General features: G+C 72.0%; 25 protein-coding genes and 2 pseudogenes. 16 read left to right on the forward strand and 11 right to left on the reverse strand.

The window, feature by feature from the left end; genetic code table 11:
* Positions 1-38 precede the first annotated feature (38 nt).
* Positions 39-488 carry a carboxymuconolactone decarboxylase family protein gene (locus ACWDN5_RS07305; RefSeq protein ID WP_449675187.1) on the reverse strand — a complete coding sequence of 150 codons (450 nt, stop codon included), beginning with the start codon at positions 486-488 and terminating at the stop codon, positions 39-41.
* 78 nt (positions 489-566) lie between these two features.
* Between ACWDN5_RS07305 and ACWDN5_RS07310 the strand changes: the two genes are divergently transcribed.
* Positions 567-1,421 carry a sigma-70 family RNA polymerase sigma factor gene (locus tag ACWDN5_RS07310; RefSeq protein WP_449675189.1) on the forward strand — a complete coding sequence of 285 codons (855 nt, stop codon included), beginning with the start codon at positions 567-569 and terminating at the stop codon, positions 1,419-1,421.
* A gap of 153 nt (positions 1,422-1,574) precedes the next feature.
* Here the strand turns inward: ACWDN5_RS07310 and ACWDN5_RS07315 are convergent, their stop codons facing one another.
* From ACWDN5_RS07315 to ACWDN5_RS07330, 4 genes are all read right to left on the reverse strand, one after another.
* The gene (locus ACWDN5_RS07315) at positions 1,575-2,330 is read right to left on the reverse strand and encodes an SDR family NAD(P)-dependent oxidoreductase (protein ID WP_449675191.1); all 756 of its coding nucleotides are present in this window, start codon (positions 2,328-2,330) and stop codon (positions 1,575-1,577) included.
* A gap of 61 nt (positions 2,331-2,391) precedes the next feature.
* Positions 2,392-3,219, reverse strand: a complete 828-nt coding sequence (locus ACWDN5_RS07320; protein ID WP_449675193.1) for an SCO6745 family protein — start codon at positions 3,217-3,219, stop codon at positions 2,392-2,394.
* Positions 3,220-3,265: 46 nt separating this feature from the next.
* Positions 3,266-4,462 carry a cytochrome P450 gene (locus tag ACWDN5_RS07325; protein ID WP_449675195.1) on the reverse strand — a complete coding sequence of 399 codons (1,197 nt, stop codon included), beginning with the start codon at positions 4,460-4,462 and terminating at the stop codon, positions 3,266-3,268.
* An 87-nt stretch (positions 4,463-4,549) separates the two neighbouring features.
* On the reverse strand, positions 4,550-5,278 hold the full coding sequence (locus tag ACWDN5_RS07330) for an SDR family oxidoreductase (RefSeq protein ID WP_310975857.1): 729 nt from the start codon (positions 5,276-5,278) through the stop codon (positions 4,550-4,552).
* A 169-nt stretch (positions 5,279-5,447) separates the two neighbouring features.
* Between ACWDN5_RS07330 and ACWDN5_RS07335 the strand changes: the two genes are divergently transcribed.
* Both ACWDN5_RS07335 and ACWDN5_RS07340 read left to right on the forward strand, forming a co-directional pair.
* The gene (locus ACWDN5_RS07335; RefSeq protein ID WP_449675197.1) at positions 5,448-7,022 is read left to right on the forward strand and encodes a discoidin domain-containing protein; all 1,575 of its coding nucleotides are present in this window, start codon (positions 5,448-5,450) and stop codon (positions 7,020-7,022) included.
* 76 nt (positions 7,023-7,098) lie between these two features.
* Positions 7,099-7,722, forward strand: coding sequence for an SAM-dependent methyltransferase (locus tag ACWDN5_RS07340; RefSeq protein ID WP_449675199.1), 624 nt, complete (start codon positions 7,099-7,101; stop codon positions 7,720-7,722).
* Positions 7,723-7,780: 58 nt separating this feature from the next.
* On the opposite strand, the gene ACWDN5_RS07345 is transcribed toward ACWDN5_RS07340, so the two are convergent.
* On the reverse strand, positions 7,781-8,797 hold the full coding sequence (locus ACWDN5_RS07345) for a S1 family peptidase (RefSeq protein WP_449675201.1): 1,017 nt from the start codon (positions 8,795-8,797) through the stop codon (positions 7,781-7,783).
* A 151-nt stretch (positions 8,798-8,948) separates the two neighbouring features.
* Positions 8,949-9,245 carry a GNAT family N-acetyltransferase gene (locus ACWDN5_RS07350; RefSeq protein ID WP_310975853.1) on the reverse strand — a complete coding sequence of 99 codons (297 nt, stop codon included), beginning with the start codon at positions 9,243-9,245 and terminating at the stop codon, positions 8,949-8,951.
* A 166-nt stretch (positions 9,246-9,411) separates the two neighbouring features.
* Between ACWDN5_RS07350 and ACWDN5_RS07355 the strand changes: the two genes are divergently transcribed.
* From ACWDN5_RS07355 to ACWDN5_RS07380, 6 genes and pseudogenes are all read left to right on the forward strand, one after another.
* Positions 9,412-11,556, forward strand: coding sequence for a terpene synthase family protein (locus tag ACWDN5_RS07355; protein WP_449675203.1), 2,145 nt, complete (start codon positions 9,412-9,414; stop codon positions 11,554-11,556).
* A gap of 150 nt (positions 11,557-11,706) precedes the next feature.
* Entirely contained in the window at positions 11,707-12,489 is a 783-nt protein-coding gene (locus tag ACWDN5_RS07360; protein ID WP_449675205.1) for an MBL fold metallo-hydrolase, read from the forward strand.
* Complete coding sequence (locus tag ACWDN5_RS07365) at positions 12,486-13,067, forward strand: DedA family protein (RefSeq protein ID WP_449675207.1); 582 nt, start codon at positions 12,486-12,488, stop codon at positions 13,065-13,067. Before ACWDN5_RS07360 ends, ACWDN5_RS07365 begins: the two co-directional genes overlap by 4 nt.
* Complete coding sequence (locus ACWDN5_RS07370; protein WP_449675209.1) at positions 13,064-15,175, forward strand: phage holin family protein; 2,112 nt, start codon at positions 13,064-13,066, stop codon at positions 15,173-15,175. Before ACWDN5_RS07365 ends, ACWDN5_RS07370 begins: the two co-directional genes overlap by 4 nt.
* Positions 15,172-15,303: pseudogene (locus tag ACWDN5_RS07375) on the forward strand (putative acetyltransferase); the annotation flags it as partial. The gene ACWDN5_RS07370 and the pseudogene ACWDN5_RS07375, both read left to right, overlap by 4 nt.
* A 45-nt stretch (positions 15,304-15,348) precedes the next feature.
* The gene (locus ACWDN5_RS07380) at positions 15,349-16,116 is read left to right on the forward strand and encodes a class I SAM-dependent methyltransferase (protein WP_449675240.1); all 768 of its coding nucleotides are present in this window, start codon (positions 15,349-15,351) and stop codon (positions 16,114-16,116) included.
* Here the strand turns inward: ACWDN5_RS07380 and ACWDN5_RS07385 are convergent.
* The gene (locus ACWDN5_RS07385) at positions 16,094-16,894 is read right to left on the reverse strand and encodes a TetR/AcrR family transcriptional regulator C-terminal domain-containing protein (RefSeq protein ID WP_449675211.1); all 801 of its coding nucleotides are present in this window, start codon (positions 16,892-16,894) and stop codon (positions 16,094-16,096) included. The genes ACWDN5_RS07380 and ACWDN5_RS07385 overlap by 23 nt on opposite strands.
* Positions 16,895-16,970: 76 nt before the next feature.
* Here ACWDN5_RS07385 and ACWDN5_RS07390 point away from each other — a divergent pair, with 76 nt between their 5' ends.
* From ACWDN5_RS07390 to ACWDN5_RS07405, 4 genes and pseudogenes are all read left to right on the forward strand, one after another.
* Entirely contained in the window at positions 16,971-19,244 is a 2,274-nt protein-coding gene (locus ACWDN5_RS07390) for an ATP-binding cassette domain-containing protein (RefSeq protein ID WP_449675212.1), read from the forward strand.
* Complete coding sequence (locus tag ACWDN5_RS07395; protein WP_449675214.1) at positions 19,241-20,044, forward strand: siderophore-interacting protein; 804 nt, start codon at positions 19,241-19,243, stop codon at positions 20,042-20,044. The genes ACWDN5_RS07390 and ACWDN5_RS07395 overlap by 4 nt, the downstream gene beginning before the upstream one ends.
* 77 nt (positions 20,045-20,121) lie before the next feature.
* Positions 20,122-20,558, forward strand: a pseudogene (locus ACWDN5_RS07400) (phosphotransferase).
* A gap of 238 nt (positions 20,559-20,796) precedes the next feature.
* Positions 20,797-21,222: a nuclear transport factor 2 family protein gene (locus ACWDN5_RS07405; protein WP_310975845.1), complete on the forward strand. Its 426-nt coding sequence runs from the start codon at positions 20,797-20,799 to the stop codon at positions 21,220-21,222.
* Here the strand turns inward: ACWDN5_RS07405 and ACWDN5_RS07410 are convergent.
* The 3 genes from ACWDN5_RS07410 to ACWDN5_RS07420 all read right to left on the reverse strand — a co-directional run bounded on the left by ACWDN5_RS07410 (position 21,212) and on the right by ACWDN5_RS07420 (position 23,864).
* Entirely contained in the window at positions 21,212-22,375 is a 1,164-nt protein-coding gene (locus ACWDN5_RS07410) for a cytochrome P450 (RefSeq protein ID WP_449675242.1), read from the reverse strand. The genes ACWDN5_RS07405 and ACWDN5_RS07410 overlap by 11 nt on opposite strands.
* Positions 22,376-22,473: 98 nt before the next feature.
* On the reverse strand, positions 22,474-23,076 hold the full coding sequence (locus tag ACWDN5_RS07415; RefSeq protein WP_310975844.1) for a TetR/AcrR family transcriptional regulator: 603 nt from the start codon (positions 23,074-23,076) through the stop codon (positions 22,474-22,476).
* 83 nt (positions 23,077-23,159) lie between these two features.
* Entirely contained in the window at positions 23,160-23,864 is a 705-nt protein-coding gene (locus ACWDN5_RS07420) for an SDR family oxidoreductase (RefSeq protein WP_449675215.1), read from the reverse strand.
* A 101-nt stretch (positions 23,865-23,965) separates the two neighbouring features.
* On the opposite strand from ACWDN5_RS07420, the gene ACWDN5_RS07425 reads away from it, so the two are divergent.
* From ACWDN5_RS07425 to ACWDN5_RS07435, 3 genes are all read left to right on the forward strand, one after another.
* Positions 23,966-24,451: a winged helix-turn-helix transcriptional regulator gene (locus tag ACWDN5_RS07425; protein ID WP_449675216.1), complete on the forward strand. Its 486-nt coding sequence runs from the start codon at positions 23,966-23,968 to the stop codon at positions 24,449-24,451.
* A gap of 115 nt (positions 24,452-24,566) precedes the next feature.
* Positions 24,567-25,121 (forward strand): snapalysin family zinc-dependent metalloprotease, encoded by a 555-nt coding sequence (locus ACWDN5_RS07430; protein WP_310975841.1) that lies wholly within the window; start codon positions 24,567-24,569, stop codon positions 25,119-25,121.
* A 179-nt stretch (positions 25,122-25,300) separates the two neighbouring features.
* Positions 25,301-26,458, forward strand: coding sequence for an AAA family ATPase (locus tag ACWDN5_RS07435; protein ID WP_310975840.1), 1,158 nt, complete (start codon positions 25,301-25,303; stop codon positions 26,456-26,458).
* Positions 26,459-26,531 lie beyond the last annotated feature (73 nt).

Consider the following 26,531-nt stretch of genomic DNA (forward strand, 5'->3'; position numbering starts at 1 on the left):
CGGGCTCGGCGGGGCGCCTTCCGGGCGCCCCGCCGGGCTCACCAGGTCTTGCCGGCCTGCACCCGGATCGCCCGGTTGATCCGGTTGAAGAAGCCGGTGAGCGCGATGTGCGTGACGATCGCGGACAGCTGCGTCTCGTCGAAGTGCTCGGCGGCGGCCGCCCAGATCTCGTCGGTCACCCCGGACTGGCCGTCCTCGATCCGCGTGGCGGCCTCGGTGAGCGCGAGCGCGGCCCGTTCCGGCTCGGTGAAGAACGGCGTTTCGCGCCAGGTGACGACGCTGTGCAGGCGGTCGTCGGTCTCGCCCTGCCGCTTCGCCGATCGGACGCCGGCGTAGGTGCAGGGGGCGCAGCCGTTGATCTGGCTGGCCCGCAGGTGGACCAGTTCGAGCAGCAGCGGATCAACCCCGGCGCGGTGCACTGATTTGTAGAGCTGCTGGACCGCGCCGGTCACGTCGGGATCGCTCTGGGTCTTCAGCCGTGGTTCCATCGGTTCCTCCATCGGTTACCTGTGCCCCTCCGGGCCCGTCATGTCCACGACGGAGCGGAAGCGAGGAAGGTAACGACCATGACCGACGGGTTGGCTTCGACGTTCGAAGCGCAGCGAGACCGCCTGCGCGCGGTGGCTCACCGCATCCTCGGCTCCCACGCCGACGCCGAGGACGTGGTCCAGGAGGCCTGGCTGCGCCTGTCCCGCCAGGACGAGGCGGCGATCGAGAACCTCGAGGGCTGGCTGACGACGGTGGTCGGCCGGATCAGCCTGGACGTGCTGCGAGCGCGCCGAGCGCGGCCCGAAGGGCTGTACGAGGAGGTCGTCGTCACGGTGGCCGGCTCTCCCGAGGAGGACGCGGAGCTGGCCGACTCGGTGGGCTTGGCGCTGCTGGTGGTCCTGGAGTCCCTCGGCCCGAGCGAGCGGCTGGCGTTCGTCCTGCACGACCTGTTCGCGGTGCCGTTCGACGAGATCGCCCGCATCCTGGGCAAGTCGACGGCGGCGGCCAAGATGCTGGCCAGCCGGGCCCGCCGCAAGGTCCGGACGCCCTCGCCGCCGACAGGGCCTTCGCAGCATGAGGTGGTCCAGGCATTCTTGACGGCAGCCCGCGACGGCGACTTCGAGCAGTTGCTGCGCGTACTGGACCCGGAGGTCCGCTTGACGGTGGACACCCCGGACGGCGTGGTGGTGGTCCTGGGGGCGACGAACGTGGCGACGGGAGCCCGCTTCGGAGCGGCGGCCGGTGGCCGGACGGTACTGGTGGGCGGCTTGCCGGGCGTGGTGGCGTGGCGCCCGGACGGAACGCCGCTGTCGGTGGTGGCATTCACGGTGACGGACGGCCGCATCACGAACATCGCGGCGGTGGCCGACCCGGCGAAGCTGGCGTCGATGGCGCTCCCGGAGCCGCCGGAAACTGTCGGTGGTGGTCGGTAAGCTGGATACCGGGGGCCGGAGGCATGCCTCCTGATGCCGGTTTCGAGCTCCTCGAGGGAGCAGGACTCCGGCAACGCCGCTGTGGCTCGTCGCGAATGACTCATTCGGGACGTGGGAGGTCCCGAATGAGTCATTCGCGACGTCGGGTGCGGGTCAGTCGACCAGGGCGCCGCAGCTGACGTTGACCGTGGCCGCCGTCATCGAGGCCGCCCGGTCCGACGCGACGAACGCCGCCACCGCTCCCACGTCGGCCAGGGTGGCCGCGCGGCCGAGCATCGTCTTGCCCGCGATGTTCTCCTCCAGCTCCGCGCGGCCCGCGAAACCGTCCGGGATCGTCTCCGGGATGCCACCCGTGCGGAGCGTCACCGTGCGGATCCCGTGCGGCCCCAGCTCGGCCGCGAGCTGGCGGCGCATCGCCTCCAGCGCGTGGAACGCCACCTGCAGCCCGCCGACCGAGAACTCCCGCACCGGGTCGCCCGCGCCGCCGAAGAACAGGATCGCCCCCGACCGCTGCCCGATCATGTGCCGGGCCGCCGCGCGGGCGGTCAGGAACTGGGTGCGGACCGCCGTCAGCACCGGGCGCTCGTAGTCCGCGAGGGCCATCTCCACCAGCGGCGTGCCCTGGACGTCGCCGTGGCCGATCAGGTTGAACGAGACGCCGATCCCGCCCTCGGCCGCCACCGCCGCGGCGTGCTCGTCGACCGCGCGCTCGTCGAGGGCGTCGACCGCCGCCGTCTCGGCCCGGCCGCCGGACGCGCGGATCCGGCCGGCGACCTCCTCCAGCCGGGAGCGGGTGCGGCCGGCGAGGAACACCCGCGCGCCCTCCTCCGCGAAGGCGGTGGCCACCGCCGTGCCGATCCGCCCCGCGGCGCCGTAGACGATCGCGTTCTTGCCGGCGAGCAACGTCATGAAGTCCTCCCGAGTGTCCGGTTTTGCCCGTGCGTCGAACGGGCGCACCCGGAATCGACACTCAGGGCCGCGGAACCCCGACCGGGTTCGGCATGGTGACCAGCCCGCGGTCGATCACCGCCCGGCTCAGCGGCACCGCCAGCGCCAGCAGCCGGTCGACGTCGGGGCCCAGCGCCGCCACCGGGGCCGCCGCCAGCCGGTCCGTGTCGTCCTCGACGCCGCGGCGCAGGGCACGGCCCGCGTCGGTGAGGACGCCGTCCGCGTCGAGGATGCCGCGGGCCCGCAGCCGGTCGGTGGCCTCGTCCCACTGTGCGTCCGTCCAGCCGCGGTGGGGCTGGATGTCCCCGCGGGCGAGCACGCCGTCACCGATGTGGGTGAGGGTCGTCTCCAGGCCGCTCAGCCCGGCGTGGACCGCCGCGAGGACGTGGCCGTCGCCGCGGTGCTCACGCAGGATCGTCGCCGCCAGCCACAGGCTCGCCGGCGCGTCCGCCGGCTTCGGCACCGCCGCCCACGCCGCCGCGAGCGGGCGGCCGCCGAACTCGCACGCGTCCACCGCCCGCCAGAGCAGCGCGCTCAGCTCCGAGACGTCGTCCGCGACCGTGCGCAAGGCCGACGCCACCGCTTCCGTCCGCGAGCCGATGACGGCCTCGGGCGAGGCGAACGACCAGGCGTCGGGCAAGGACCGCGCCACCATCGACGGCGCGAAGCCGAACAGCATCGCCGTCGCCGGTCCGGGGCCGATCGGGCCGAGGGGCGCCAGCCGCCCCGCGAAGTAGCCCATCCAGTAGCCGCGCAGGCCGGCCGCTTTCGCCGCTTCGGCCGTCTGAGGCGCGAAGTAGACGACGGCGTGCAGTGGTTCCACGGCCGCCCACAGGCGACGAGCTGTCATGGGCCCTCCTCACGGGATCAGCCGGTGCCGTCACATACTCCCGAATTCAACCCCAGGCGACGGGCAGTTCCCGGACTCCGTACACGAGCGTGTTGTGCTTGAACTCCAGGTCCTCCCGCGCCACTCCCAGCCGCAAATCCGGCACCCGCCGGAACAGGCCCGTCAACGCCTCCTGCAGCTCCACCCGCGCCAGCTGCTGCCCCACGCACTGGTGCGCTCCGAACCCGAACGCCACGTGCGTCCGCGGCGACTCGCGGCCGAAGTCCAGCTTGTCCGCGCCCGTGAACACCGACTCGTCGCGGTTCGCCGAGTTCAGCGCCGCCACCAGCCACTCGCCCGCCCTCACCGACCGGGCCCCGACCTGCACGTCCGCTGTCGCGTACCGCAGCACGCCCCACTGCACCACCGACAGGTACCGCAGCAGTTCCTCCACCGCCCGGTCCGGCGAGGCGAGCACCTCGTCCCGGCCGCCCGGGTGCTCCAGCAGCAGCAGCGTGCTCAGCGCGATCATGTTGGCCGTCGTCTCGTGGCCCGCCACCAGCAGGCTCAGGCCGAGCACCACCAGTTCCTCCATGGTCAACGCGTCGGAAGCACCGGAAGACAGCCTGCTGAACAGATCGTCCTGCGGATTCCGCTGCTTGGAGACGAACAACTCGGCGAGATACCCCGAAAGCGTGTCGTACGCCTCCTCGCCTTCCTCACGCGTCGCGTCCGTGCTCACCAAAGTCGCGCTCTGCCGCTGGAAGTGCGACCGATCCCCGTACGGCACCCCGAGCAGCTCGCAGATCACCAGCGACGGGATCGGCAACGCGAAGTCCTGCACCAGATCCGCGTGGCCGGGCCGCGCGAGCATCGCGTCGAGATGGCTCTCCACCAGCGAACGCACGTACCCCCGCAGCGCCTCCACGCGCCGCACGGTGAACTCCGCGATCACCTTCTTCCGGAGCCGGGCGTGCGCGACGCCGTCGAGCTGGATGATCGAACCCGGGCTGACCTCGAAATCCAGGTCCGCGTTCGGGTTCACGTGCACCGAAGACGCGCCGCGCGAGCTCAGCGTGCGGTCGGCGAGCACCGCGCGGACGTCGGCGTACCGGGTCACCAGCCACGCGTCCATGCCCGCCGGGCAGCGCACCTTGGACGTCGGCGCGGTTTCCCGGAGGGTGGCGTAGGTCCCGGGCGGGTCGAACGGGCAGCCGGCCGGCCGGGTCGTCGGGAGGGCCGGGGTTTCGGGAGCGGCCGTCACGGCGGATCCCCTCTCTCTTCCGGTGGTTCCAACACTTCCACCATGGAGAGAACGGCGGCCGCGCGCCGCCCATCCGACCCGGATGGCCTAGCGGGCGCCGTACGCGCCGCCGTTCACGGGCACGACCTGGCCGGTGACGTGCGCGGCGTCCGGCGCGGCCAGGAACGACACCGTGGCCGCGATCTCCTCCGGGCGGCCGGCCCGCCCGTTGAACGCCAGCGCGATCCGCGGCTCCAGCCACTCGTCGGTCAGCGTGCCGTGGAAGAACTCCGTGTCGAGGACGACGCCCGGTGCGACGACGTTCGCCGTGCCCGTGGCGCCCAGCTGCCGCGCGAGGTCGGTGTTCCACGCCTCGATCGCCGCCTTCGCCGCGCCGTACGAGCCTGAGCCCTGCTTCGCCGCGATGGAGCCGAGCGTCACCACCCGCACGTTGTCCGCGAAACGCGGCTTCAGTGCCGCGGTGACGAGCACGGCGGAGAGCACGTTGGCTTCGAAGTTCGCCTGCCACGCGTCGGCGAGGCCCTTCAGGTCCCCGGGCGCGGGGGCTTCCCGGACCCGGTCGGTGTTGCCGCCGGCGTTGTTGACCAGGACGTCCACCCGCTCGGGCAGGTCCGCCAGTGCCGCCTGCACCGCCGCCGGGTCGCTCGCGTCGAAGGACACCGCCCGCGCGCCGATCTTCTCCGCCGCCGCTTCGAGGACGTCCTTGCGCCGCCCGGTGACGGTCACCCGCTCGCCCGCCGCCGCGAACCGGGCGGCGATCGCCAGCCCGATGCCGGTGCCGCCCCCGGTGACCACGATTTCCCGCTGTTCGCTCATGCCGCCATCTTCGCCGAGAACTCCCGGCGGCCACGCGATTTTCCCGGCGAGCGGGACACGAAACCGGGTTCGTTAGGAAACTTTACTAATAGGTCTTGACGCACCGCCGAACCCCGGCGAACCTGGACGCACGCCGCAGTCATCGTCCGCCCAGTCCCCCGGAGGCAGCATGACCCGGCGCGCGCTCGTGCTCGTCGTGACCCTGTTCCTCGCCCTGGCCACCGCCCTCGCCGGCGGAAGCACGGCCGCCGCGGCGACCACGCAGCCCACCTTCCTCACCTTCTACGGCTGGTGGGACAACACCCCGCCCGGCGGGGACATCTCCTACCCGCAGATCCACGGCACCGCGGGCGGCAAGGGCAGCTACGCCGACCCGATCACCTTCGCCACCAGCAGCGCCGAACTCAAGCCCGGCACCAAGGTCTGGGTGCCGCGGGTGAAGAAGTACTTCATCATGGAGGACGGCTGCGACGAGTGTTCCGACGACTGGAACGGCCACGGCCCGAACGGCGGCCCCGGCCTGCGCCACATCGACCTCTGGCTCGGCGGCAAGGGCGGCAGCGCCTTCGACGCGATCGACTGCGAAGACGCGCTCACGCACTACAACGCCGACAACACCCCGGTCATGGAACCGGTCGTCGTCGACCCGCCCTCGAACGAACCCTACGACGCCACGCCGATCTTCGACACCAGCACCGGTGAATGCTGGGGCGGCGCGCAGCCGAACACCACGGTCGGCCAGTACAAGAACAACTCCACCGGCACCTGCCTGGCCGCGCCGGGCAGCGGCAGCACGCTGAAAGTGGCCGCCTGCACCGGAACCGCCGAGCAGCGGTTCACCTTCCACGGCGCGTTCCTGGTGATCGACGACAAGTGCGCGGGCATCTCCGGCAGCTCGATCGTGTTGCAGACCTGCACCGGCGGCCCGGCCCAGCAGTGGTCGATCAACCCGGACGGCACCATCTCGGACATCCAGTCCAGCAGCAAGTGCTTCCGCGCCTCGGGCACCACCCTGACCGCGGGCAGCTGCTCCGGCACCCAGGCCCGCTGGACGTTCACCGCGGCCGGCACCCCCTCGGGCCTCAGCGTGACGCCGTCGTCGGTGTCGGTCGCGCCGGGCGCCTCGGCGACGGCCACCGTGACCTCCACCGACGCCGTCACGCTCTCCGCGAGCGGCGCTCCGGCGGGCGTCACCGTGGCCTTCTCCCCCGCGTCGGTGCCCGCCGGCGGCTCCTCGACCGTCACGGTCGCCGCCGCGGCCACCGCGTCCCCCGGCTCGGCGACGATCACCCTCACCGGCGGTACGAAGACGGCGTCGCTGGGTGTCACGGTGACCGGCGGCTCGGAAAGCCTGCTCTCACAGGGGAAGACCGCAACGGCGTCCTCCACCGAATCGTCGTCCTACCCGGCGAGCGCGGCCTTCGACGGCAACCTGACCGGCACGCGCTGGGCGTCCAAGGAAGGCAGCAACGCGGAATGGCTGCGCGTCGACCTCGGCGCCACGAAAGCCGTCTCGCACGTCAAACTGACCTGGGAAGCCGCGTACGGGAAGGCGTACAGCATCCAGACCTCGGCCGACGGCACGACCTGGACGTCGATCTACAGCACCACGACCGGCAACGGCGGCACGGACGACCTCACCGGCCTGACCGGCACCGGCCGGTACGTGCGGATGAACGGCGTCACGCGTGGGACGTCCTACGGCTATTCGCTGTACGAAATGCAGGTGTACGGCGCGGGCTAGTTGCCAAATCGGCAACGAGGTTTGCCTTCCCGGGGACGTCGCCCGCATGCTCGGGGGACGTCCTTGAGGAGGAACCATGTCCCACGACCACCCGATGACCGTCGACGCCATGCTGAAGCAGGACTTCTGGGAAGCGATGTACCAGCGTGACGAGCACCGGATCTGGAGCGGGAACGTCAACGTCAACCTGCGCACCGAGGTCGAAGGCCTGAACCCCGGACACGCCCTCGACCTCGGCAGCGGCGAGGGCGGCGACGCGATCTGGCTGGCGAAGCACGGCTGGACGGTCGACGGTGTCGACATCTCGACCACCGCGCTCGCCCGCGCGGCGGAGGCCGGCGCCGAGGCGGGCGTGACGGTGAACTGGCTGCACCGCAACATCCTCGAGTGGCGGCCGGAAGCGCAGTACGACCTGGTCTCCGCGCAGTACATGCACCTGCCGCCGGACCTGCGCCGTGACGTCTTCACGGCGGCCGCGGCGGCGATCCGGCCGGGCGGCTCGCTGCTGGTCGTCGGGCACTCGCCGAAGGCGATGCGGCAGTTCGACGGCCAGAAGCCGCCGGAGGAGCTGTACTTCGAGCCCGAGGAGATCACCGGGTACCTCGGCGACCCGTGGCAGTGGGTGGTCGAGACGTGCGAGACGCGCGGCGAGGGCCACCACACCGACGCCGTCTACCGCGCGCGGCGCCTGGACGCGTGACGGAGCAAGGGCCCGCTCACCTCCCCCGACGGAAGGTGAGCGGGCCCGCGGCCTTCGCTCAGGCGAGCTCGAGGCCGTAGGCCTGCAGCTCGAGGGTGAGCGGGTAGAAGTAGCTGGTCACGGTGTCGCCGCCGGACAGCGTGCCGAGACCCTTGGAGCCGTCGTAGGCCGGGCCGCCGGAGTCGCCGTGGTCGGTGTGCGCGGTGGTGCCGAACTCGTGGTTGAGCACGCCGACGTCGAAGTTGACCGACTCGTCGACCGAGGTGACCTCACCGCTGCCGCCGCCGGTGGTCGAGCCCTGCTTCTGGATCTGCTCGCCCACGGTCGGGGTGGCCGCGCTGGTGATCTGCTGGCCGGTGTTGATCTCGCCGGGTCCGGTGCCGTTCGGGCGGGTCAGCAGGCCGGAGTCGGCGCCGGGGCAGTTGCTTTCGACGACCTGCGCGCCGGAGACGTCGCCGCCGGACCAGGTGCCGCCGAGGTTGGTGCAGTGGCCCGCGGTGAGCAGGAACGGCGAGCCGCCGCGCGTCACGTTGAAGCCGAGCGAGCAGCGGCCCTGGCTGTTCTGGATCGCGTCGCCGTCCGCGATGTACAGCGACAGCTTGCCGGTGCGGTGCTCGACGCGGACGCTGTCGCCGTACTTCGCGGCGGCCGCGGAGACCTTTTCGGCGGTCTCCTTGCTCGCCGCGTCGTACACCTTGACCACGACCTGGTTGGTCTTCGTGTCGATGCCCCACGCGGTCTGCGGCACGTTCTTCACCGCGTCCAGCTGGTTCTTGACCCCCGTGAGCGCCGCGAAGGTGTGCTTGACCTTCTTCGCGGTGAAGCCGGCGGCCTGCACCCGCTGCACCGCGGCGTCGTCGACGACGTTCACCACGGCCTTGCCGTTTTCGAGGTAGATGCCGCCGGACGCGGCACCGAGCGCGTCCGCCATCTGGGTGGCGCCCGCGATGGCACTGGCCTGCAGTTCGGCGAAGGCCAGGGGGGACGCGGTGGCCGCCGAGGCGCAAACACCGCTGGTCAGCGCGGCGGCCGACAAGACGGCGAGGGTCTTGAGGGCGGTCTTCCGGGGAGTCATCAACTTCCTCCAGGTTGCCGTTCGAAGCCTGTGCCGACACTTTCGTTGCCAGGCAACCAACGCACTACCGACGAAGGTTGGTTAATAACCAAGCTATCCGGACATACCTCTCAGATCGCCCCGAACGGCGTAACGCGTCTCCCCTTCCGGCCTACTCGCGCGGCCAGCGGACGTGGTCCTCGTACCCCGGGTTCTTCCGCAGGTACCCGGCGATGAACGGGCAGACCGGCACGATCGTCCGGCCGTGGGCGACGACGTCGTCGAGCGCGCCCGCGGCCAGGACCTTGCCGAGGCCCTGCCCGGCGAAGGCGTCGTCGATCTCGGTGTGGGTGAACACCGTCAGGTCGCCGCGCCGGTCGTACTGGGCGATCCCCGCCAGCTTCTCGCCCTGCCACAGCTCGTAGCGGTTCTCGTCCGGGTTGTCGGCCACCCGGTTTTCGTCGGTCATCTGCTCTCCTCGCTCGCCGGACTCCCCCATCGTGCGACGGCCCGCCACCGCGCGCCGATCGGGCCGGGAAGCCCGCTGGGCCGGCCGGGGGAAGCGGCCGTCCCGTTCGTGTGCATCCCGGCTGTTCCCCTTGGCGGACACCGCGGCCGGCTGGTTGCCTCGCGGTGTGCCTGAACAGCCGTTCGTCCTCCCCGAGTTCTACCTGCCTCACCCGGCGCGGCTGAACCCGCACCTGGACCGGGCGCGCGAGCACAGCAAGGCGTGGGCCCGCGAGCTGGACATGATCGACGTGCCGCAGCACGGCACGGTGATCTGGACCGAGCACGACCTCGACGCCCACGACTACGCGCTGCTCTGCGCGTACACCCACCCCGACGCCGGTGCCGGCGAGCTCGACCTGATCACCGACTGGTACGTCTGGGTCTTCTACTTCGACGACCACTTCCTCGAGCTGTACAAGCGCACCGGCGACATCGAGAGCGCCCGCGCCTACCTCGACCGGCTGGAGCTGTTCATGCCCGCCGAGGGCGAGATCACCGCGACCCCGGAGAACCCGGTCGAGCGCGGCCTCGCCGACCTGTGGCACCGGACGGTCCCGCAGCGGTCGGCCGGCTGGCGGCGCCGGTTCGCCGCCAGCACCAAGGCGCTGCTGGACGAGTCGCTGTGGGAGCTGGCCAACATCAACGAAGGCCGGCTCGCCAACCCGATCGAGTACGTCGAAATGCGGCGGAAGGTCGGCGGCGCGCCGTGGTCGGCGAACCTGGTCGAGCACTCGGTGCACGCGGAAGTCCCCGGCGCGATCGCCGCGTCCCGGCCGATGGAGGTCCTGCGCGACTGCTTCGCCGACAGCGTCCACCTCCGCAACGACCTGTTCTCCTACCAGCGCGAAGTGCAGGACGAGGGCGAGCTGTCCAACGGCGTGCTCGTGTTCGAGAAGTTCCTCGGGCTGGGCACCCAGCAGGCGGCCGACGCGGTCAACGACCTGATCACCTCCCGGCTGCACCAGTTCGAGCACACCGCGCTCACCGAAGTGCCCGCGCTGCTCGACGACCACTGCGTCGACCCGGCGGCGCGCGCGGCGACCTTCGCCTACGTGAAAGGCCTGCAGGACTGGCAATCCGGTGGACACGAATGGCACCTGCGGTCCAGCCGGTACATGAACGAAGGCGCGCTGGCCGGCCGCGGCACGTCCGCGGCACGCATCTTCGCTTCGGTGCTCGCGACCGCACCGCAACGGCTGCGGGCGTACGGCTCGACGCCGTTGCGCGCGACCGACGTCCCGCGGCCGTCGCTCGACCTGCCGTTGCCGCCGCGGCTCAGCCCGCACCTCCCCGCGGCCCGTGCCCGGAACGTCGACTGGGCCCGGCGGACGGGGCTGCTCGACGGCGTGGTGTGGGACGAGCGGAAGCTGCGGGCGGCCGACCTGCCGCTGTGCGCGGCGGGCATCCACCCGGACGCGACGGCCGACGCCCTCGACGTCACGAGCGACTGGCTGACCTGGCGCACCTACGCCGACGACCACTACCCGCTGGTGTTCGGCGCGACGCGCGACCTCGCCGGCGCGAAGGCGGCCAATCGCCGCCTGTCGGCGTTCATGCCGGCGGACGGCGCGCCGATGCCGGCGCCGACGACGCCGCTGGAAGCGGGCTTGGCCGACCTCTGGCCGCGCACCCCGGCGGAGAGCCGGCCCGCCGTGCGCCGGGCGGTCGAGGCGATGGCGGCCGGCTGGCTCTGGGAGCTGGCGAACCAGGCCCAGAACCGCATCCCGGACCCGATCGACTACGTCGAGATGCGGCGCCGGACGTTCGGCGCGGACCTCACGATGAGCCTCTCGCGCGGCCACGCGGTGCCGCCGGCCCTGCGGCGCTTGCGTCCGGTGCAGACGCTCGAGCACGCGGCGGCGGACGTGGCCGGCCTGGCCAACGACCTGTACTCCTTCCGCAAGGAAGTCCAGTACGAAGGCGAGCTGCACAACGCCGTGCTGGTGGTGCGGAACTTCCTGGACTGCACGGAGGAGCGCGCGGCCGAGGTGGTCGCCGACCTGATCCACGCCCGCATGGCCGAGTTCGAGCACGCGGCGGCGACCGAGCTGCCGGCCCTGTACCGCGACGACACCACCGAGGAGACGCTGCTCGCGTTCGTCCAGCAGCTGCGCGACTGGATGGCCGGAATCGTGCACTGGCACGAAAACACGGCCCGCTACACCGAACCCGAGCTGGGCTACCACCCCACACCGGCCCCGGTCTTCGGCGGCCCGACCGGCATCGGCACGTCCTCACTCCGCATCTCCGCCCTGCTTCCGACCCCCTGACCGCCGTGTCGACCCTCCAATCACGCGTGCCGACCCTCCAATCACGCGTGCCGACGCTCCAATCACGCGTGCCGGCTTCCCGATCACACGCCGGCGTTGCCCTGGCCACTCCGCCGGGCATTCCCCGCCGGGGGAGGTGATACTCGGGGCGTGAGCGGCTTCAGCCTGCGGTTCCTCGGCCATTCGACCGTCCGCCTGGACCTCGGCGGCCGTGTCCTCCTGACCGATCCCGTGCTCACCGCGCGCGTCGGCGGGCTCGTCCGGGTCGTTCCCCCGCCGCCGCCCGAGAGCTACGCCGACGTCGACCTCGTCCTGCTCTCCCACCTGCACGGCGACCACCTGCACCTGCCGTCGCTCAAGCTGCTCGGCCACCGGACCCGGATCGTCGTCCCCCGCGGGGCGGGCTCGTGGCTCGGCAAGAAGGGCTTCCGCAACGTCGAGGAGATCGCGCCCGGCAAGACGCTCACCGACGGCGGTGTCACCATCACCGCCACCGAGGCCATCCACTCCGGACACCGGTGGGGCCCCCGCCTGACGCACGGGCCGCAAAGCCCGGCGCTCGGCCACCTCATCGAGGGCGACGGCAAGAAGGTCTACAACGCCGGCGACACCGACCTCTTCGACGGCATGCGCGACCTCGGCCCGGTCGACGTCGCCCTGCTGCCCGTCTGGGGCTGGGGACCGAACCTCGGCCCCGGCCACCTCGACCCCGCCCGCGCCGCCCAAGCCGCCGCGCTGGTCCAGGCCCGGGCGGCCGTCCCCGTGCACTGGGGCACCCTCGCCCTCCCCGGCGTCCGGCGCACCGCCCGGATGCGACGCCTGCTCGCCGATCCGCCGCGCGTGTTCGCCGCCGAAGTCAAAAACCAGACCGAAGTGCTGTTCACCGAGCCCGGCGCCGACGTCGTCCTGCCCGCGCCGAAGGACCGCTCGTGAACTGGACCGACCCCGCCGCCATCGGCTACCCCGCGGTGTTCGGCGGCGTGCTGCTCGGCTCGATCGTCCCGATCGTGCCCACCGGCGCGGTCGTCGGCGCCGCGGCCGCCGTCGCGACGGCGACCGGCCACCTCTCCCTGCCGCTCGTGATCGTCCTCGCCGTCCTCGGCGCGTACGTCGGTGACGTCGTGACGTTCGGGATCCCGCGGCTCGGCAGCGAAGCCGCTTTCCGCTGGATCAGCCGCCGCCAGCCCGCCGAACGGCTCGAGAAGGCCCGCGAGCAGTTCGCCCGCCGCGGCTGGCAGCTCGTCGTGATCGGCCGGCTCGTCCCGGCCGGGCGCATCCCGGTGCTGCTCGCCGCGGCCGCGCTGAGCTACCCGTGGCGGCGCCTGCTGCCCGCCGCGCTCGGCGCCTGCGTGCTCTGGGCCTGCGCCTACGCCGTGCTCGGCATCGTCTCCGGCGGCATCTTCGACTCGCCGCTCATCGCGACGCTGCTGGCGACCGTGCTGGTCCTGCTGGTCACCGTGCTGGCCAACCTGATCGCCCGGTGGCGGCGCAAGACCAAGGAGCCGGTGTGACGACGACCGCGCCGAAGGGCAGGCTGCTGCGCGGCGGCCGGGCCGTCGCCCGCGCGGTGGCGGTCTGGATCGCGGTGACCGGCGCGCTGCGCCTGCTCGACGTCCTCCTGCCCGGCTTCCGGATGACACACTGGTGGCAGCCGACGGTCTGCGCGCTGCTGCTCGCCCTGCTCACCGCCGTCGTCTGGCCGCTGGTCATGCGGATCGCCTACCCGCTGGCGTTCTTCACCTTCGGCGGCTTCGGGTTCCTGCTGCTCGGCGCCGGAACCCTCGCCGTCTTCCGCACAGTTCCCGGTGTCGAGGTCGCCGGCTTCCGGACCGCGGTGATCGTAACGCTCGGCATGGCCGCGGTCGGCGCGCTCATCTCCAGCCTGCTCGCCGTCGACGAGGACGAAATCTTCTTCCGCCGCGCCGCCCGCCGACGACGACGTCACCACCACGAGCCCGGCACCGAGCTTCCGCCCGGTGTGCTGTTCCTGCAGATCGACGGCCTCGGGTACGACACCGTCCGCCGCGCGATCCGCGACGGCGACATGCCGACCTTCGCCGCCTGGCTCGCCGAGGACAGCCACACGCTGAACCGGTGGCACACCGACTGGAGCTCCCAGACCGGGGCCAGCGTCTGCGGCATCCTGCACGGCTCCAACCACGACATCCTCGGTTTCCGCTGGTACGAAAAGGACCGCGACCACGTGATGGCGTGCGCGCACCCGGCCGACGCGGCCGAGATCGAGGCGCGGCACTCCGACGGCCGCGGTCTCCTGGCCGGTGACGGCGCGAGCCGCGGCAACCTCTTCTCCGGCGACGCCGCCCACGTCAGCCTCACCATGAGCTCGATCCCGGTGCTGGTGCCGAAGAAGCTGCAGCGCCGGCACCGGGACCGCGTCGGTGCGGGGTACTACGCCTACTTCGCGAACCCGGTCAACGCGCTGCGCACGTTCGCCGTCGCGCTCGTGGACGTCTTCCGCGAGATCAGCGCGTCGGTCCGCCAGCGCCGCGCCGGCGTCGTGCCGCGGATCCCGCGCGGCGGCTGGTACCCCCTGGCCCGGCCGGGCACGACGGTGATCGCGCGGGACGTCGTCGTGTCGGCGATCCTCGGCGACATGCTCGCCGGCCGGCCCGCGGTGTACGCGGACTTCCTCGGCTACGACGAGGTCGCGCACCACTCCGGCATCGAGCGGTTCGACACGCTGTCGGTGCTGCGCTCGATCGACCAGCAGATCGCGCGGCTGCACCGGGCGAGCCGGCTGGCCCCGCGCCGCTACCACGTCGTGGCGCTGTCGGACCACGGCCAGACCCAGGGCCAGGCGTTCTCACAGCGGTTCGGCGAGACGATCGAGGCGTACGTCGGCCGGCTGTGCGGCGGGTCGCCGTCGCCGTCCGCCGGCAAGCGGCGGCAGGCCGAGAGCTGGCAGATCAACGCGGCCCTGGCGGAGGCGACCAAGAGCGGCGGCCTGATCGCGCGCCGGCTGCGTGCCCGGGTGGAGGACGCGGAGTGCGCCGAAGACCGCCCGCGCACGGCGTCCGGCTCGCCGGGCGCGGTGACCCGCGTGGCGCCCGGCGTGGTGGTGGTCGTGTCCGGGCACCTCGCGATGGTGTCGTTCACCGAACACGAAGGCCGCGTCGAGCTGGAGACGATCGAGCGCGAGTTCCCGGACCTGCTGCCGTCCCTGGTGGACCACCCGGGTGTCGGGTTCCTGCTGGTCCGCAGCCGCGAGTTCGGCCCGGTGGTGCTGGGCCGCGACGGCCTGCACCGGCTCGCCACCGGCGTCGTCATCGGCGAGGACCCGCTGACACCGTACGGCCCGCACGCGGCGGACCTGATCCGCCGGGTGGACACCTTCCCGCACTGCGCGGACGTGATGATCAACAGCCGCTACGACCCGGAGCCGGACCAGGCGTCGCCGTTCGAGACGCACGTGGGTTCGCACGGCGGGCTGGGCGGGCCGCAGCAGCGGGGTTTCGTGGTGCACCCGCGTGAACTGGCGTTTCCCGACGAGGTCGTCGGGGCGGAGGCCCTGCACCGGGTGTTCCGCGGCTGGCTGACAGAGTTGGGCCACCCCGAGCCGGCGGACGCCGGGGCCTCGGTTTCGGAGGTGGTTTCGTGAAGCTGCTGCGGGAACTCCCGCTCGGCACGCGGGTCGTCGTGCGCTACCGCATCGACGGCGGTTTCACCGACGCGCTCGGCGACCTGGTGGCCCGCGACGACGTCTCCTGCACGATCGGGACCCGGCGCGGCCCGGTCGTGGTGGCGTTCTCCGCGGTCACGCTGGCCAAGCCGGTGCCTCCGCCGCCGGTCCGGAAGTCGAAGTTCGACACCCTGGTGGCCGAAGCGTCCGCGGTGTCCGTCGACGGCTGGGACTTCTCCTGGCTCGACGGCCGCGCCACCGAGGCCCGCCCTTCGTGGGGCTACCAGCGCCTGCTGGGCTCCCGGCTCGCGGTCGCGGAAGCGGCCCTCGACCTGGAGACCGGCGGCGGCGAGGTCCTCGACGGCTGCCCGTCCCTGCCGCCGGTCACGATCGCGACGGAGTCGTGGCCGCCGAACGTCGCGAAGGCGTCGGCCCGGCTGCGGCCGCGCGGCGCCCTGCTGGTGGCGACCGCGGGATTTCCCTTCCGCGACAATGCGTTCGACCTGGTCAGCAGCCGGCACCCGGTGACGACCGACTGGCGCGAGATCGCCCGCGTCCTGCGTCCCGGCGGAACGTACTTCTCCCAGCAGGTCGGCCCGGCGAGCGTGTTCGAGCTGGTCGAGTTCTTCCTCGGCCCGCAGCCGGAGGAGGCTCGCAACAGCCGTCACCCCGACCACGCCGTGCGGGCGGCCGCGGAGGCCGGGCTCGAAGTGACGGACCTGCGTTCGGAGTCGCTGCGCACGGAGTTCTCCGACATCGGTGCGGTGGTCTACTTCCTGCGCAAGGTGATCTGGATGGTCCCGGGGTTCACGGTCGGGCAATACCAGGACAAGCTGCGGGAGCTGCACGAGCTGATCGAGCGCGACGGCCCGTTCGCCGCCCACACGACCCGGTTCCTCATCGAGGCCCGGAAGCCTTGACGATCGCGGCTTCGACGCCGTCCAGGAGCAGTTCCAAGCCCGCTTCGAACGACAGCCGGGCCTCGCGCTCCAGGTAGGGCTCGTCGGACCCCGACGCCTCGTACTCGCCCTCTTCCCCCAGGCGGGCCACCGTCGGGAACCGGGCCGGGAGGTCCGGCGCCAGCTCCGCCAGCAACGCCGACCGCGCGTACCACCAGTCCTCTTCGGACTGCCCGGTCTCGCGCGCCGCCTGCCGGGATTCCGCCGCCGCTTGGACCGATCCGCGCACGATGTTGAACAACGCCGCCACCACCCAGCGCACTCGGGCGGGCGGCAAGCCGGTCGACGCCAGGACGGAAAGCAGCGTCTCCTGGACGTGGAACTCCCCCGGCCCGAGCACCGGCCGCGCCGGCGACACCTGGAGCAGCCAGGGGTGCCTCAGGTGCAGGCCCCACAGCGCGTCGGCCAGCGCCAGCGCGGCCGCACGCCACCCCGAAGAATCCGGGAACGACGACGGCAGCTCCCCCAGCGTGCGGTCGTACATGAGGTCGACCAGCTCGGTCTTGCCCGGCACGTACGTGTAGAGCGCCATCGCCGTGCGGCCGAGCCGTTCGCCGACCGACCGCATCGACAGCGCCGCCATGCCGTCGGCGTCCGCGATCTCGATCGCCGCCGCGACGATCGCCTCGACGGACAGGCCCGGCTTCGGCCCCGGGCCGGTGCGCGGCGCCACCACGCGCGGCCCCCACAGCAGCTCCATGGACCGCCGGGCGTCGCCCTGACCCGCGAAGACGACCACCTTGCCGACTCCTTACACCCTAAAGTATTGTACGCTGGTAGATCACTTTACAGCCTAAAGTATCAAGAAGGACGGTATGACTTCACCCAGGCGGGCCGCCGACACCCACGACGTGATCGAGGTCCGGGGGGCCCGGGAGAACAACCTGACCGGCATCGACCTGGACATCCCGAAGCGCCGGCTCACGGTGTTCACGGGCGTCTCCGGCTCCGGCAAGTCGTCCCTGGTCTTCGGCACCATCGCGGCCGAGTCCCAGCGGCTGATCAACGAGACCTACAGCGCCTTCCTCCAGTCCTTCATGCCGAGCCTGTCGCGCCCGGACGTCGACCTCCTGGAGAACCTGAGCGCGGCCATCGTCGTCGACCAGGAGCGGATGGGCGCCAACTCGCGCTCCACGGTCGGCACCGCGACCGACGCCTACGCCATGCTGCGGATCGCCTTCTCGCGGCTCGGCGAACCGTACGTCGGGACGTCCGGCGCGTTCAGCTTCAACCTGCCCGAGGGCATGTGCCCGGCCTGCGAGGGCCTCGGCCGGGTCTCCGACCTCGACGTCGACGCCCTGCTCGACTTCGACCTCTCGCTCAACGAAGGCGCGATCCAGGTGCCCGGCTTCACGCCGGACACCTGGTACGTGCAGACCTACCTCTCCTCCGGCTTCTACGACCCGGACGCGAAGATCCGCGACTTCACGCCGGAGCAGCTGGACGCCCTGCTGCACAAGGACTCCTGCAAGGTGAAGGTCGGCAAGACCAACGTCACCTACGAGGGTCTCGCGGTGAAGGTCCGGCGGCTCTACCTGCACAAGGACGTCGAATCGCTGCAGCCGAAGCTGCGGGCGTTCATCGAGAAGGCCGCGACCTTCGCCACCTGCGGCGAGTGCGGCGGCGCCCGGCTCAACCAGGCCGCGCTGGCGGCGAAGATCGACGGCAAGAACATCGCCGACTGCGCCGCGCTGCAGATCAGCGACCTCGCCGAGTTCGTGCGCAACCTCGACGCGCCGTCGATCCGGCCGCTGCTGGGCAACCTGCGCGACACCCTCGACTCGCTGGTCGAGATCGGTCTCGGCTACCTCTCCCTCGACCGCGAGTCCGCGACGCTCTCCGGCGGTGAGGCGCAGCGCGTGAAGATGGTGCGGCACCTGGGTTCCAGCCTCACCGACGTCACCTACGTCTTCGACGAGCCGACCGTCGGGCTGCACCCGCACGACATCGAGCGGATGAACAACCTGCTGCTGTGCCTGCGGGACAAGGGGAACACGATCCTGGTCGTCGAGCACAAGCCGGAGACGATCCGGATCGCCGACCACGTCGTCGACCTCGGCCCCGGCGCGGGCACCGACGGTGGCCGGCTCTGCTACACCGGCAGCGTCGACGGCCTGCGCGCGTCCGGCACGCTCACCGGCCGCCACCTCGACCACCGGGTGACCCTCCGGGACCAGGTCCGCACGCCCACCGGGCACGTCTCGATCACCGGCGCTCGCCTGCACAACCTGAAGGACGTCGGCGTCGACGTCCCGCTCGGCGTGCTGACCGTGGTCACCGGGGTGGCCGGGTCCGGGAAGTCGTCGCTGATCCACGGCTCCCTGGCCCACCGCGACGACGTCGTCGTGGTCGACCAGTCGGCGATCCGCGGGTCCCGCCGGTCCAACCCGGCGACCTACACCGGCCTGCTCGACCCGATCCGGGCGGCGTTCGCCAAGGCCAACGGCGTCAAGGCGAGCCTGTTCAGCGCCAACTCCGAGGGCGCCTGCCCGAAGTGCAAGGGCCTCGGCGTGATCTACACGGACCTGGCGATGATGGCCGGGGTCGCGTCGGTCTGCGAAGAGTGCGAGGGCAAGCGGTTCACCCCGAAGGTGCTGACGTACGAGCTGCGCGGCAAGAACATCAGCGAGGTCCTGGCGATGTCCGTCGCCGAGGCGCGCGAGTTCTTCGCGGGCGGCACCGCGCGGACGGTCCTCGACCGCCTCGCCGACGTCGGCCTCGGCTACCTGACCCTCGGGCAGCCGCTGACCACGCTGTCCGGCGGCGAGCGGCAACGGCTCAAGCTCGCGATCCGGATGGCCGAACAGGGCTCGACGTACATCCTCGACGAGCCGACCACCGGGCTCCACCTCGCCGACGTCGACCAGCTGCTGGCGTTGCTCGACCGGATCGTCGACGCGGGCAACACGGTGATCGTCATCGAGCACCACCAGGCCGTGATGGCCCACGCCGACTGGCTGATCGACCTCGGCCCCGGCGCCGGCCACGACGGCGGCCGGGTCGTCTTCGAAGGCACCCCGGCCGCGCTCGTCGCGGACGCCTCGACGCTGACGGCCCGCCACCTGCGCGAATACCTGGGGAAGCCGTGAAGCCGACCGGACTGCTCGAGGTGACGGCGGTGCGCCGGGTGACGCCGCGCGTCGTGCGCGTCACCTTCACCGGCGACGGCCTGGCCGAGCTGGAGGCGTGGCCGGACCAGCAGCTCAAGCTCCTGTTCCCGCCGCCGGGCCGCCCGGTGCGGCTGCCGCCGGCCGACGACGACGTCATGCGCTGGTACCAGGCTTACCTGGCGATCCCGGCCGGCGAACGCCCGGTGATGCGCAGCTACACGGTGCGCTCACGGGACGGTGACACGATCGACGTGGACTTCGTGCTGCACACCGGCCACGCGGGCCCGGCCACCGCTTGGGCCGCGCGGGCGGCGGTGGGGGACGTCCTCGGCCGGTACGGGCCGGACCCGGCGTACCGCCGTCCACTGTCCACAGCGGACGGAGTGCTGTGCGCGGGCGACGAGACGGCGATCCCCGCCGCCGCGTCCATCCTGTCCGAAGTGGACAATTCGGTGGTCTTCCTCGAGGTCGCGGACGCGGCGGAGGAGCAGCCGCTGCCCGGCGTCCGGTGGCTGCACCGGGACGGCGCCGAGCACGGCAGCCGGCTGCTGGAGGCGGTGCGCGGGACGGCCCTCCCGGAAGCGGCGTGGCTGGCCGGGGAGGCGTCGACGGTCCGTGCGCTGCGCCGCCACCTCGTCGAACGCGGTCTGCCCAAGAGCGCCATCGAGTTCACTGGCTACTGGCGGCGCAGCCTGACCCAGGACGACGCCCCGACGCCGGACGACCTGGCCGACGCGGCGGAAAAGCTGGAAGACTCGGCGGGGTGGACGGGGAGCTGACGGCAGCGGGCATCGACCCGGCTTCGGTGGTGGCGGCCGAGGACCTCGGCGGCGGGACGTACAACCGGGCGGTCCGGGTGACGCTGGCGGACGGACGGCGGCTGGTGCTCAAGATCGCGCCGTCCGGGCCCGGCCTCACGTACGAGCACGACCTGCTGGCGACGGAGGCGGAGTACTACCGCCTGGCTTCCGGGCCGTTGCCGACGGTGGTGGGTGCGGGGCCGGGGTTCCTGCTGATGACGGAGGTGCCGGGGACGCCGTGGAACCGCGCGCCCGGCACCGGCCCGCACCTGCGTGCGGAGCTGGGCGCCATCGTGGCACGCCTGCACGAGACGACCGGCGACGGCTTCGGCTACCTCCAGGACCCCCTGCACCCGACGTGGTGCGCCGCCACGAGCCCCTGCTGGCATCGGTCACGACACCGGTGCTGGTCCACTTCGACCTGTGGCCGGGCAACATCCTGGTCCGGGACGGCCGGGTGTCGGGCATCATCGACGCGGAGAGGGCGTTCTGAGGCGACCCGGCGGCGGAGTTCGTCTCGCTGACGCTGTTCCACGAACCGGACGAGCCATTTCTGGCGGGATACGGCACGGGCGCCTTCGACGCCCCGGCCCGGCGGAGGCTGACGTTGTACCGGGTTACCTGGGCCTGAGCGGTTCGTCTCGGCGTGACTGGCGGAGAACCTGGCCGCCTTGGGATGACGTCGCGAATCCGCCAGCCCGCCGATGCCGCGCGCCGTTAGGGTCGCGGACATGCCGAGCCGCGACATCGTCGAGAACGCCTGGAAAGCCTTCGCCACCCACGACGCGGACCGGATCGCCGCCGTCTTCACCGAGGATGCGGAATGGCTGGCCCCGCCGGGCAACGCCACCGCGGTCGCCCTGGGCGGCCCCTCGCACCTCGTCGGCCGGCCGGCGATCGTGCGGTTCCTCGCCGAGGACTTCCCGCGCTTCTTCGCCGGCGACGTCACCGTGACCTTCCACGGCTTCCACGCGGACGGCGACCGGGTGGTCGTGGAGGAGACGATGACGGCCACCCTGGCCAACGGCAACCACTACGCCAACGACTACTGCTTCGTCTTCGAACTCCGCGACGGGCGCATCCACCGCGTCCGCGAGTACATGGACACCGCCCGCGGCCACCGCATGGTCTTCGGCGAGGCCGCCGTCACCACGTGACCGGCAGGCTGTGCACGCCGTACACCAGCATGTCGTCCTTGAAGGACAGCTCCTCCATCGGCACCGCGAGCCGCAGTCCCGGGATGCGGCGGTACAGCGTCCCGTACACCACCTGCAGCTCCACCCGGGCCAGCGTCTGACCGAGGCACTGGTGCACGCCGTACCCGAACGCCACGTGATGGCGGGCTTCGCGCGTCACGTCGAGGCGGCCGGGATCGTCGAACACCGCCGCGTCGCGGTTGGCCGCGTCGCCCGCCGCGATGATGCCTTCGCCCGCGCGGATCGTCTCGCCGCCGATCTCGATGTCCTCGGTCGCCACGCGGCGGCGGCCCGTGTGCGTGATGTCCAGGTAGCGCAACAACTCCTCGACCGCGCGGCGCAGCACGTCCGCGTCCCCCGTGCGCACCAGCTCCAGCTGCGCGGGGTGCGCCAGCAACGCCACCGTGCCGAGGGCGATCATGTTCGCCGTCGTCTCGTGGCCGGCCACCAGGAGCAGCTGACCCGTCGACGCCACCTCTTCGGCCGTCATCTTCCCCGTCGCGTACTGCGTGACCGCCAGCTTGCTCAGCACGTCGTCACCCGGGTCGGCCACCTTCCGCTCGACCAGGCCGCCGAGGTAGGCCAGCAGTTCTTCGGTGGCTTCCACCGCCTCTTCCGGCGTCGCCGTCCTCGACACCATCACCTTCGTGATGTCCTGGAACAGTTCGCGGTCTTCGTACGGCACGCCGAGCAGTTCGCAGATCACCAGCGACGGCACCGGCAGCGCGAACGCCGGCACCAGGTCGACCGGCTTCGGGCCGGCCAGCAGCCCGTCGACGAGGTCGTCGACGATGCGCTGGATCGCCGGGCGCAGCGCCTCCATCTTCTTGACCAGGAAGTCGCCGGTCAGCAGCTTGCGCCGGGCCGCGTGCTCGGCGCCGTCCATGGTGATGAACGACTTCGCGCGGTGGCGGCGGGCCGCCGAAGCCGCGCTCTGGTGCGGGTAGCCCGGGTGGTCGGAGTCGGCGCTGACCCGCGGATCCCGCAGCAGCGCGCGGACGTCGCCGTAGCGCGTCACCAGCCACGGCGTGCTCCCGTTCCACAGCCGCACCCGGGACACCGGGGGCAGCTCGGCGAGTTCGGCGGGCGGGTCGAAGGGACACCGCCGGGTCATCGGAAACGCGGGCACGCCGTCCACCGGACACCTCCCGGAGCCGTCGGAAATTTACGTAGCTATGCTAAGCATCTTCCCGCGACCCCGCCACCGTCCGATCAGGCGAACACCAGCGACACCAGCTCGTCCACGAACGGCTCCACCAGCTCGGCCCCGGTCCGGTTCAGCGCGCTGTGGAACAACGCGACCCGGCCGTGCGCGCCGACGAACACCACCGCCGCCGCGCGGCCCGGGGTCACGCGCAGCTCGCGGCCCGCCTCGACGCAGCGCTCGAAGCCCGCCGTCAGCCGGTCGATCACGTCCAGCAGCGGGCCCGTCGGACGGGTGCCGGGCTCCAGGTCGGACGCGCCGTTCGCGAGCATCAGCCGGTAATGCCCCGGATTCTGCATCGCGAACGCGCAGTAGGCGTGAATCTGCGCCCGGATCCGGCCGACGGGGTCGGTTTCGCCGATTGACTCCTCCGCCGCGCGCATGGAATCGGCCAGCCGCGCGTATTCGTGGTCGAGCAGCCCGCGAACCAATTCCGCACGGTCGGAAAAATGCTGGTAGATGCTCGCCGGGGCGATGCCGACGGCGCGGGCGACGCCGCGGATCGTCAGCCCGTCCTCGCCGCCGAGCTCGGCGAGCAGCCGGCCGGCCGCGGCCAGGATCTCGCCGCGCAACCGTTCGCCTTCGCCCCAGCGGTTTCTCGTCCGTCCCATTCCGGCTTCGACGCGTTCCGCCACCCGCCTATTCATACGCCCGCGCCGGAGACCCCGGTATTCCGGGGTCGGCGAAAACGCCTTCAGGAAACCAGCGCGGGGTACAACCCGGTGAGATCTCCGGCGAGCCCGGCCCGCACGTTCCGGCTGACGTCGTCGGCGAGCACCTCGAACCGGCCGTCCTCGACGCCGTCCAGGGCCAGCCCCGCCACGACCGCCGGATCGACCTTGGGACCGTCGACGTCCTTGGCCATGTCGGTGTCCATGTACCCGACGTGCAGCGCGGTCACCTGCGTCTTCTGCGGGGCCAGCTCCAGGCGCAGCGCGTTGGTCAGCGACCAGGCCGCCGACTTCGCCGCGGAGTACGCCGCGACCCGCGGGGCGGTGAACCAGGAAAGCACCGAAAGCACGTTCAGCACCGCGCCGCCGCCGTTGCGCTCCAGGACCGGCGCGAACTCGCGCGTCACGGCCAGGGTGCCGAAGAAGTGCGTGTCCATCTCCAGCCGGATGTCCTCGATGGACCCGCCGAGCAGCGACGCCCCGGTCGACGAGCCGGCGTTGTTGACCAGCAGCGTGACGTCGCCGGCCAGCGCGGCGGCTTCCCGGATCGACTCCGGGTCGGTGACGTCCAGCTTCAGCGGGACCACCCCCGGCAGGTCGATCGACTCCGGATTCCGCGCGGCGGCGTACACCTTGGCCGCACCCCGGTCCAGCAGTTCCGCGGCGAACCGGCGGCCGAGGCCCCGGTTGGCTCCGGTGACCAGCGCCACCGCACCCGAAATCTCCATGACGAACTCCTCTCGCACCTGGCTTGCTCGTTGCAAGCTAGCTGAGGACGACACTACGACGTAGACTTGCTTCAAGCAAGTCAGGTCGAAGGGATCACACGATGAGCCGTCGCATCACCTGGGCGGACGCCGCCTGCCCGATCGCCCGCGCCGCCGACGTCCTCGGCGAGCCGTGGACGCTGCTGATCCTGCGCAACGCCACCGCGGGCACCACCCGGTTCGAAGACTTCCGCGCCCAGCTCGGCATCGCCGACAACGTGCTGACCACCCGGCTGGCCAAGCTCGTCGACCGCGGCCTGCTGACGAAGCTGCCCTACCGCGACGGCGGCCGCACCCGCCACGAGTACCGCCTCACCCAGGCCGGCTCGGACGCGTTGCCGGTGCTGCACGCCCTCGGCACGTGGGGACACACCCACACCTCCTCGGAAGCCGGGCCGACGACGCTGGTCCACACCCGCTGCGGGCAGGCCACCCGGCCGGGCGCGAAGTGCGACGCCTGCGGGAAACCCCTGGCCAGGGGCGATCTGGCGTGGCGCGGATCCTGGCTGGGCGAAGGCGAGATCCCGCTGGCCGATCCGGTCGGCTGAGCCGAACGGCCCCAAGCCGGTACGAAAGTCGGGTCACAAACGCCGGGCGATTCCGTAAGTTCGACACCCAGCGCGCGCAGACCCGGTAAATTCCCCACGGCAAGGAGTCGTCCCGATGTCCAGGAAGTACCTGCTGCCCGGAGCTGCCGCCGCCCTGGCGATGATCGCGACCCCGCTGACGGCCGGCCCGGCCTTCGCGGCCCCGGAAGCGGCCACGATCGTCTACTACGACACCTCGGACGCCCCCAGCTTCCGCGACGTGATCAACGCGGGCGCGGCCCACTGGAACGCGGCGGTCTCGAACGTCAAGCTCCAGGAAAGCTCCTCGGGTGCGTCGCTGCACTACACCGAGGGCAACGACCCGCGCGGGTCGTACGCCCAGACCGACGGCCACGGCAGCGGCACGATCTTCATCGACTACACCCAGGCCCAGCAGTACGACCAGACCCGCATCGCGGCCCACGAAACCGGGCACGCGCTGGGCCTGCCGGACCACTACGAAGGCCCGTGCTCGGAACTGATGTCCGGCGGTGGCCCCGGCCCGTCCTGCACCAACGCCGACCCGAACGCCCAGGAGGCGTCGCAAGTGGAATCCCTGTGGGCCAACGGCTTCACCGGCGCCCGCAAGGCCGCCTCCCGCGTCTACGAAGTCACGATGCCCGTGCGCTGACGGGCTTCACGCGGGTGCCAAGGGGCATCACGCGTGATCGGGGCCGCATCGGCGTGCTGCCCCTGGATCACGCGTGATGCCCCGGGGCGCACGAGCCGCTCACCGCAGCCCGCCGATCACCGGCCGACGGCCGCGGCCGGGCCGCCTTCCGCGCCGCCGGACAGGCTAGGTTCGGGGACATGCTCACCACGCTGGCCGTCGAGAACTACCGCTCGCTGCGTGACCTGGTGCTGCCGCTGTCCGGCCTGACCGTCGTCACCGGGCCGAACGGCAGCGGCAAGTCGAGCCTGTACCGGGCACTGCGGCTGCTGGCGGACGCGTCCCGCAACGGCGCGGTGGCGGCACTGGCCCGGGAGGGCGGGTTGCCGTCGACGCTGTGGGCCGGCCCGGAGAACGGCGTCCGCCGGGGCACCACACGGGTCCAGGGCAAGGTGCACACGAAGGCCGTCGGGCTGCGGCTCGGCTTCGCGGGCGACGAGTTCGGCTACGCGCTCGACCTGGGCCTGCCGGTACCGGGCGCGACGCTGTTCAACCTCGACCCGGAGTTCAAGCGGGAAGCGGTCTGGTCGGGCCCTTACTTGCGGCCGGCCGCGTTGCTCGCGGACCGCGCGGGCCCGTCGGTGCGCACGCGCGTGACGTCCGGGGCGTGGGGCGACGAACGGTTCAAGATCCGGTTGACCGACAGCATGCTGAGCGAGTTCGCGGACCCGCGGGCGTGCCCGGAGCTGGTGGTGCTGCGCGAACGCATCCGGTCGTGGCGGTTCTACGACCACTTCCGCACGGACGCCGGCGCCCCGGCCCGCCAGCCCCGCATCGGCACGCGCACGCCGGTGCTGTCCCACGACGGCGCCGACCTCGCGGCGGCCCTGCAGACGATCATCGAGGTGGGCCGGGCCGCGGAGCTCGAGGACGTGATCGACGCGGCCTTCCCGGGCTCGACCGTGGAGGTGCGCCGCTCCGAGGACGGCCTGCTGTCGGTCGAGTTCCGCCAGCACGGCCTGCTGCGCCCGCTGTCGGCCGCGGAGCTGTCGGACGGAACGCTGCGGTTCCTGCTGTGGGTGGCGGCCCTGCTGACCCCGCGCCCGCCGGAGCTGCTGGTGCTGAACGAGCCGGAGACGAGCCTCCACCCGGACCTCCTCCCGGCCCTGGCGACGTTGATCGCCACGGCGGCGAAGGAGACCCAGCTGGTGGTGGTGTCCCACGCCCGGCCCCTGATCCGCGCCCTGGCCGAGGTGACCGACGTGGGCACGGTCGAGCTGGAGAAGGAGTACGGCGAGACGAAGGTGTCCGGCCAGGGCCGTCTGGACCGCCCGTCCTGGCACTGGCCGGCCCGCTGACCCCCGTACCCAGCGGGCCGACACGCGTACCCAGCGGGACGACACGCGTACCGGAACGGACGACACGACGAAC

The sequence above is a fragment of the Amycolatopsis sp. NPDC003731 genome, assembly GCF_053586895.1.

Bases quoted from the DNA above. Each gene is read 5' to 3' on its own strand.
- ACWDN5_RS07405 (WP_310975845.1), top strand. From the start codon at position 20,797: ATGCCGAGCCGCGACATCGTCGAGAACGCCTGGAAAGCCTTCGCCACC.
- ACWDN5_RS07420 (WP_449675215.1), bottom strand. From the start codon at position 23,864: ATGGAGATTTCGGGTGCGGTGGCGCTGGTCACCGGAGCCAACCGGGGC.
- ACWDN5_RS07425 (WP_449675216.1), top strand. From the start codon at position 23,966: ATGAGCCGTCGCATCACCTGGGCGGACGCCGCCTGCCCGATCGCCCGC.
- ACWDN5_RS07390 (WP_449675212.1), top strand. From the start codon at position 16,971: ATGACTTCACCCAGGCGGGCCGCCGACACCCACGACGTGATCGAGGTC.
- ACWDN5_RS07315 (WP_449675191.1), bottom strand. From the start codon at position 2,330: ATGACGTTGCTCGCCGGCAAGAACGCGATCGTCTACGGCGCCGCGGGG.
- ACWDN5_RS07435 (WP_310975840.1), top strand. From the start codon at position 25,301: ATGCTCACCACGCTGGCCGTCGAGAACTACCGCTCGCTGCGTGACCTG.
- ACWDN5_RS07310 (WP_449675189.1), top strand. From the start codon at position 567: ATGACCGACGGGTTGGCTTCGACGTTCGAAGCGCAGCGAGACCGCCTG.
- ACWDN5_RS07345 (WP_449675201.1), bottom strand. From the start codon at position 8,797: ATGACTCCCCGGAAGACCGCCCTCAAGACCCTCGCCGTCTTGTCGGCC.
- ACWDN5_RS07320 (WP_449675193.1), bottom strand. From the start codon at position 3,219: ATGACAGCTCGTCGCCTGTGGGCGGCCGTGGAACCACTGCACGCCGTC.
- ACWDN5_RS07335 (WP_449675197.1), top strand. From the start codon at position 5,448: ATGACCCGGCGCGCGCTCGTGCTCGTCGTGACCCTGTTCCTCGCCCTG.
- ACWDN5_RS07410 (WP_449675242.1), bottom strand. From the start codon at position 22,375: ATGACCCGGCGGTGTCCCTTCGACCCGCCCGCCGAACTCGCCGAGCTG.
- ACWDN5_RS07330 (WP_310975857.1), bottom strand. From the start codon at position 5,278: ATGAGCGAACAGCGGGAAATCGTGGTCACCGGGGGCGGCACCGGCATC.
- ACWDN5_RS07430 (WP_310975841.1), top strand. From the start codon at position 24,567: ATGTCCAGGAAGTACCTGCTGCCCGGAGCTGCCGCCGCCCTGGCGATG.
- ACWDN5_RS07350 (WP_310975853.1), bottom strand. From the start codon at position 9,245: ATGACCGACGAAAACCGGGTGGCCGACAACCCGGACGAGAACCGCTAC.
- ACWDN5_RS07415 (WP_310975844.1), bottom strand. From the start codon at position 23,076: ATGGGACGGACGAGAAACCGCTGGGGCGAAGGCGAACGGTTGCGCGGC.
- ACWDN5_RS07340 (WP_449675199.1), top strand. From the start codon at position 7,099: ATGTCCCACGACCACCCGATGACCGTCGACGCCATGCTGAAGCAGGAC.
- ACWDN5_RS07305 (WP_449675187.1), bottom strand. From the start codon at position 488: ATGGAACCACGGCTGAAGACCCAGAGCGATCCCGACGTGACCGGCGCG.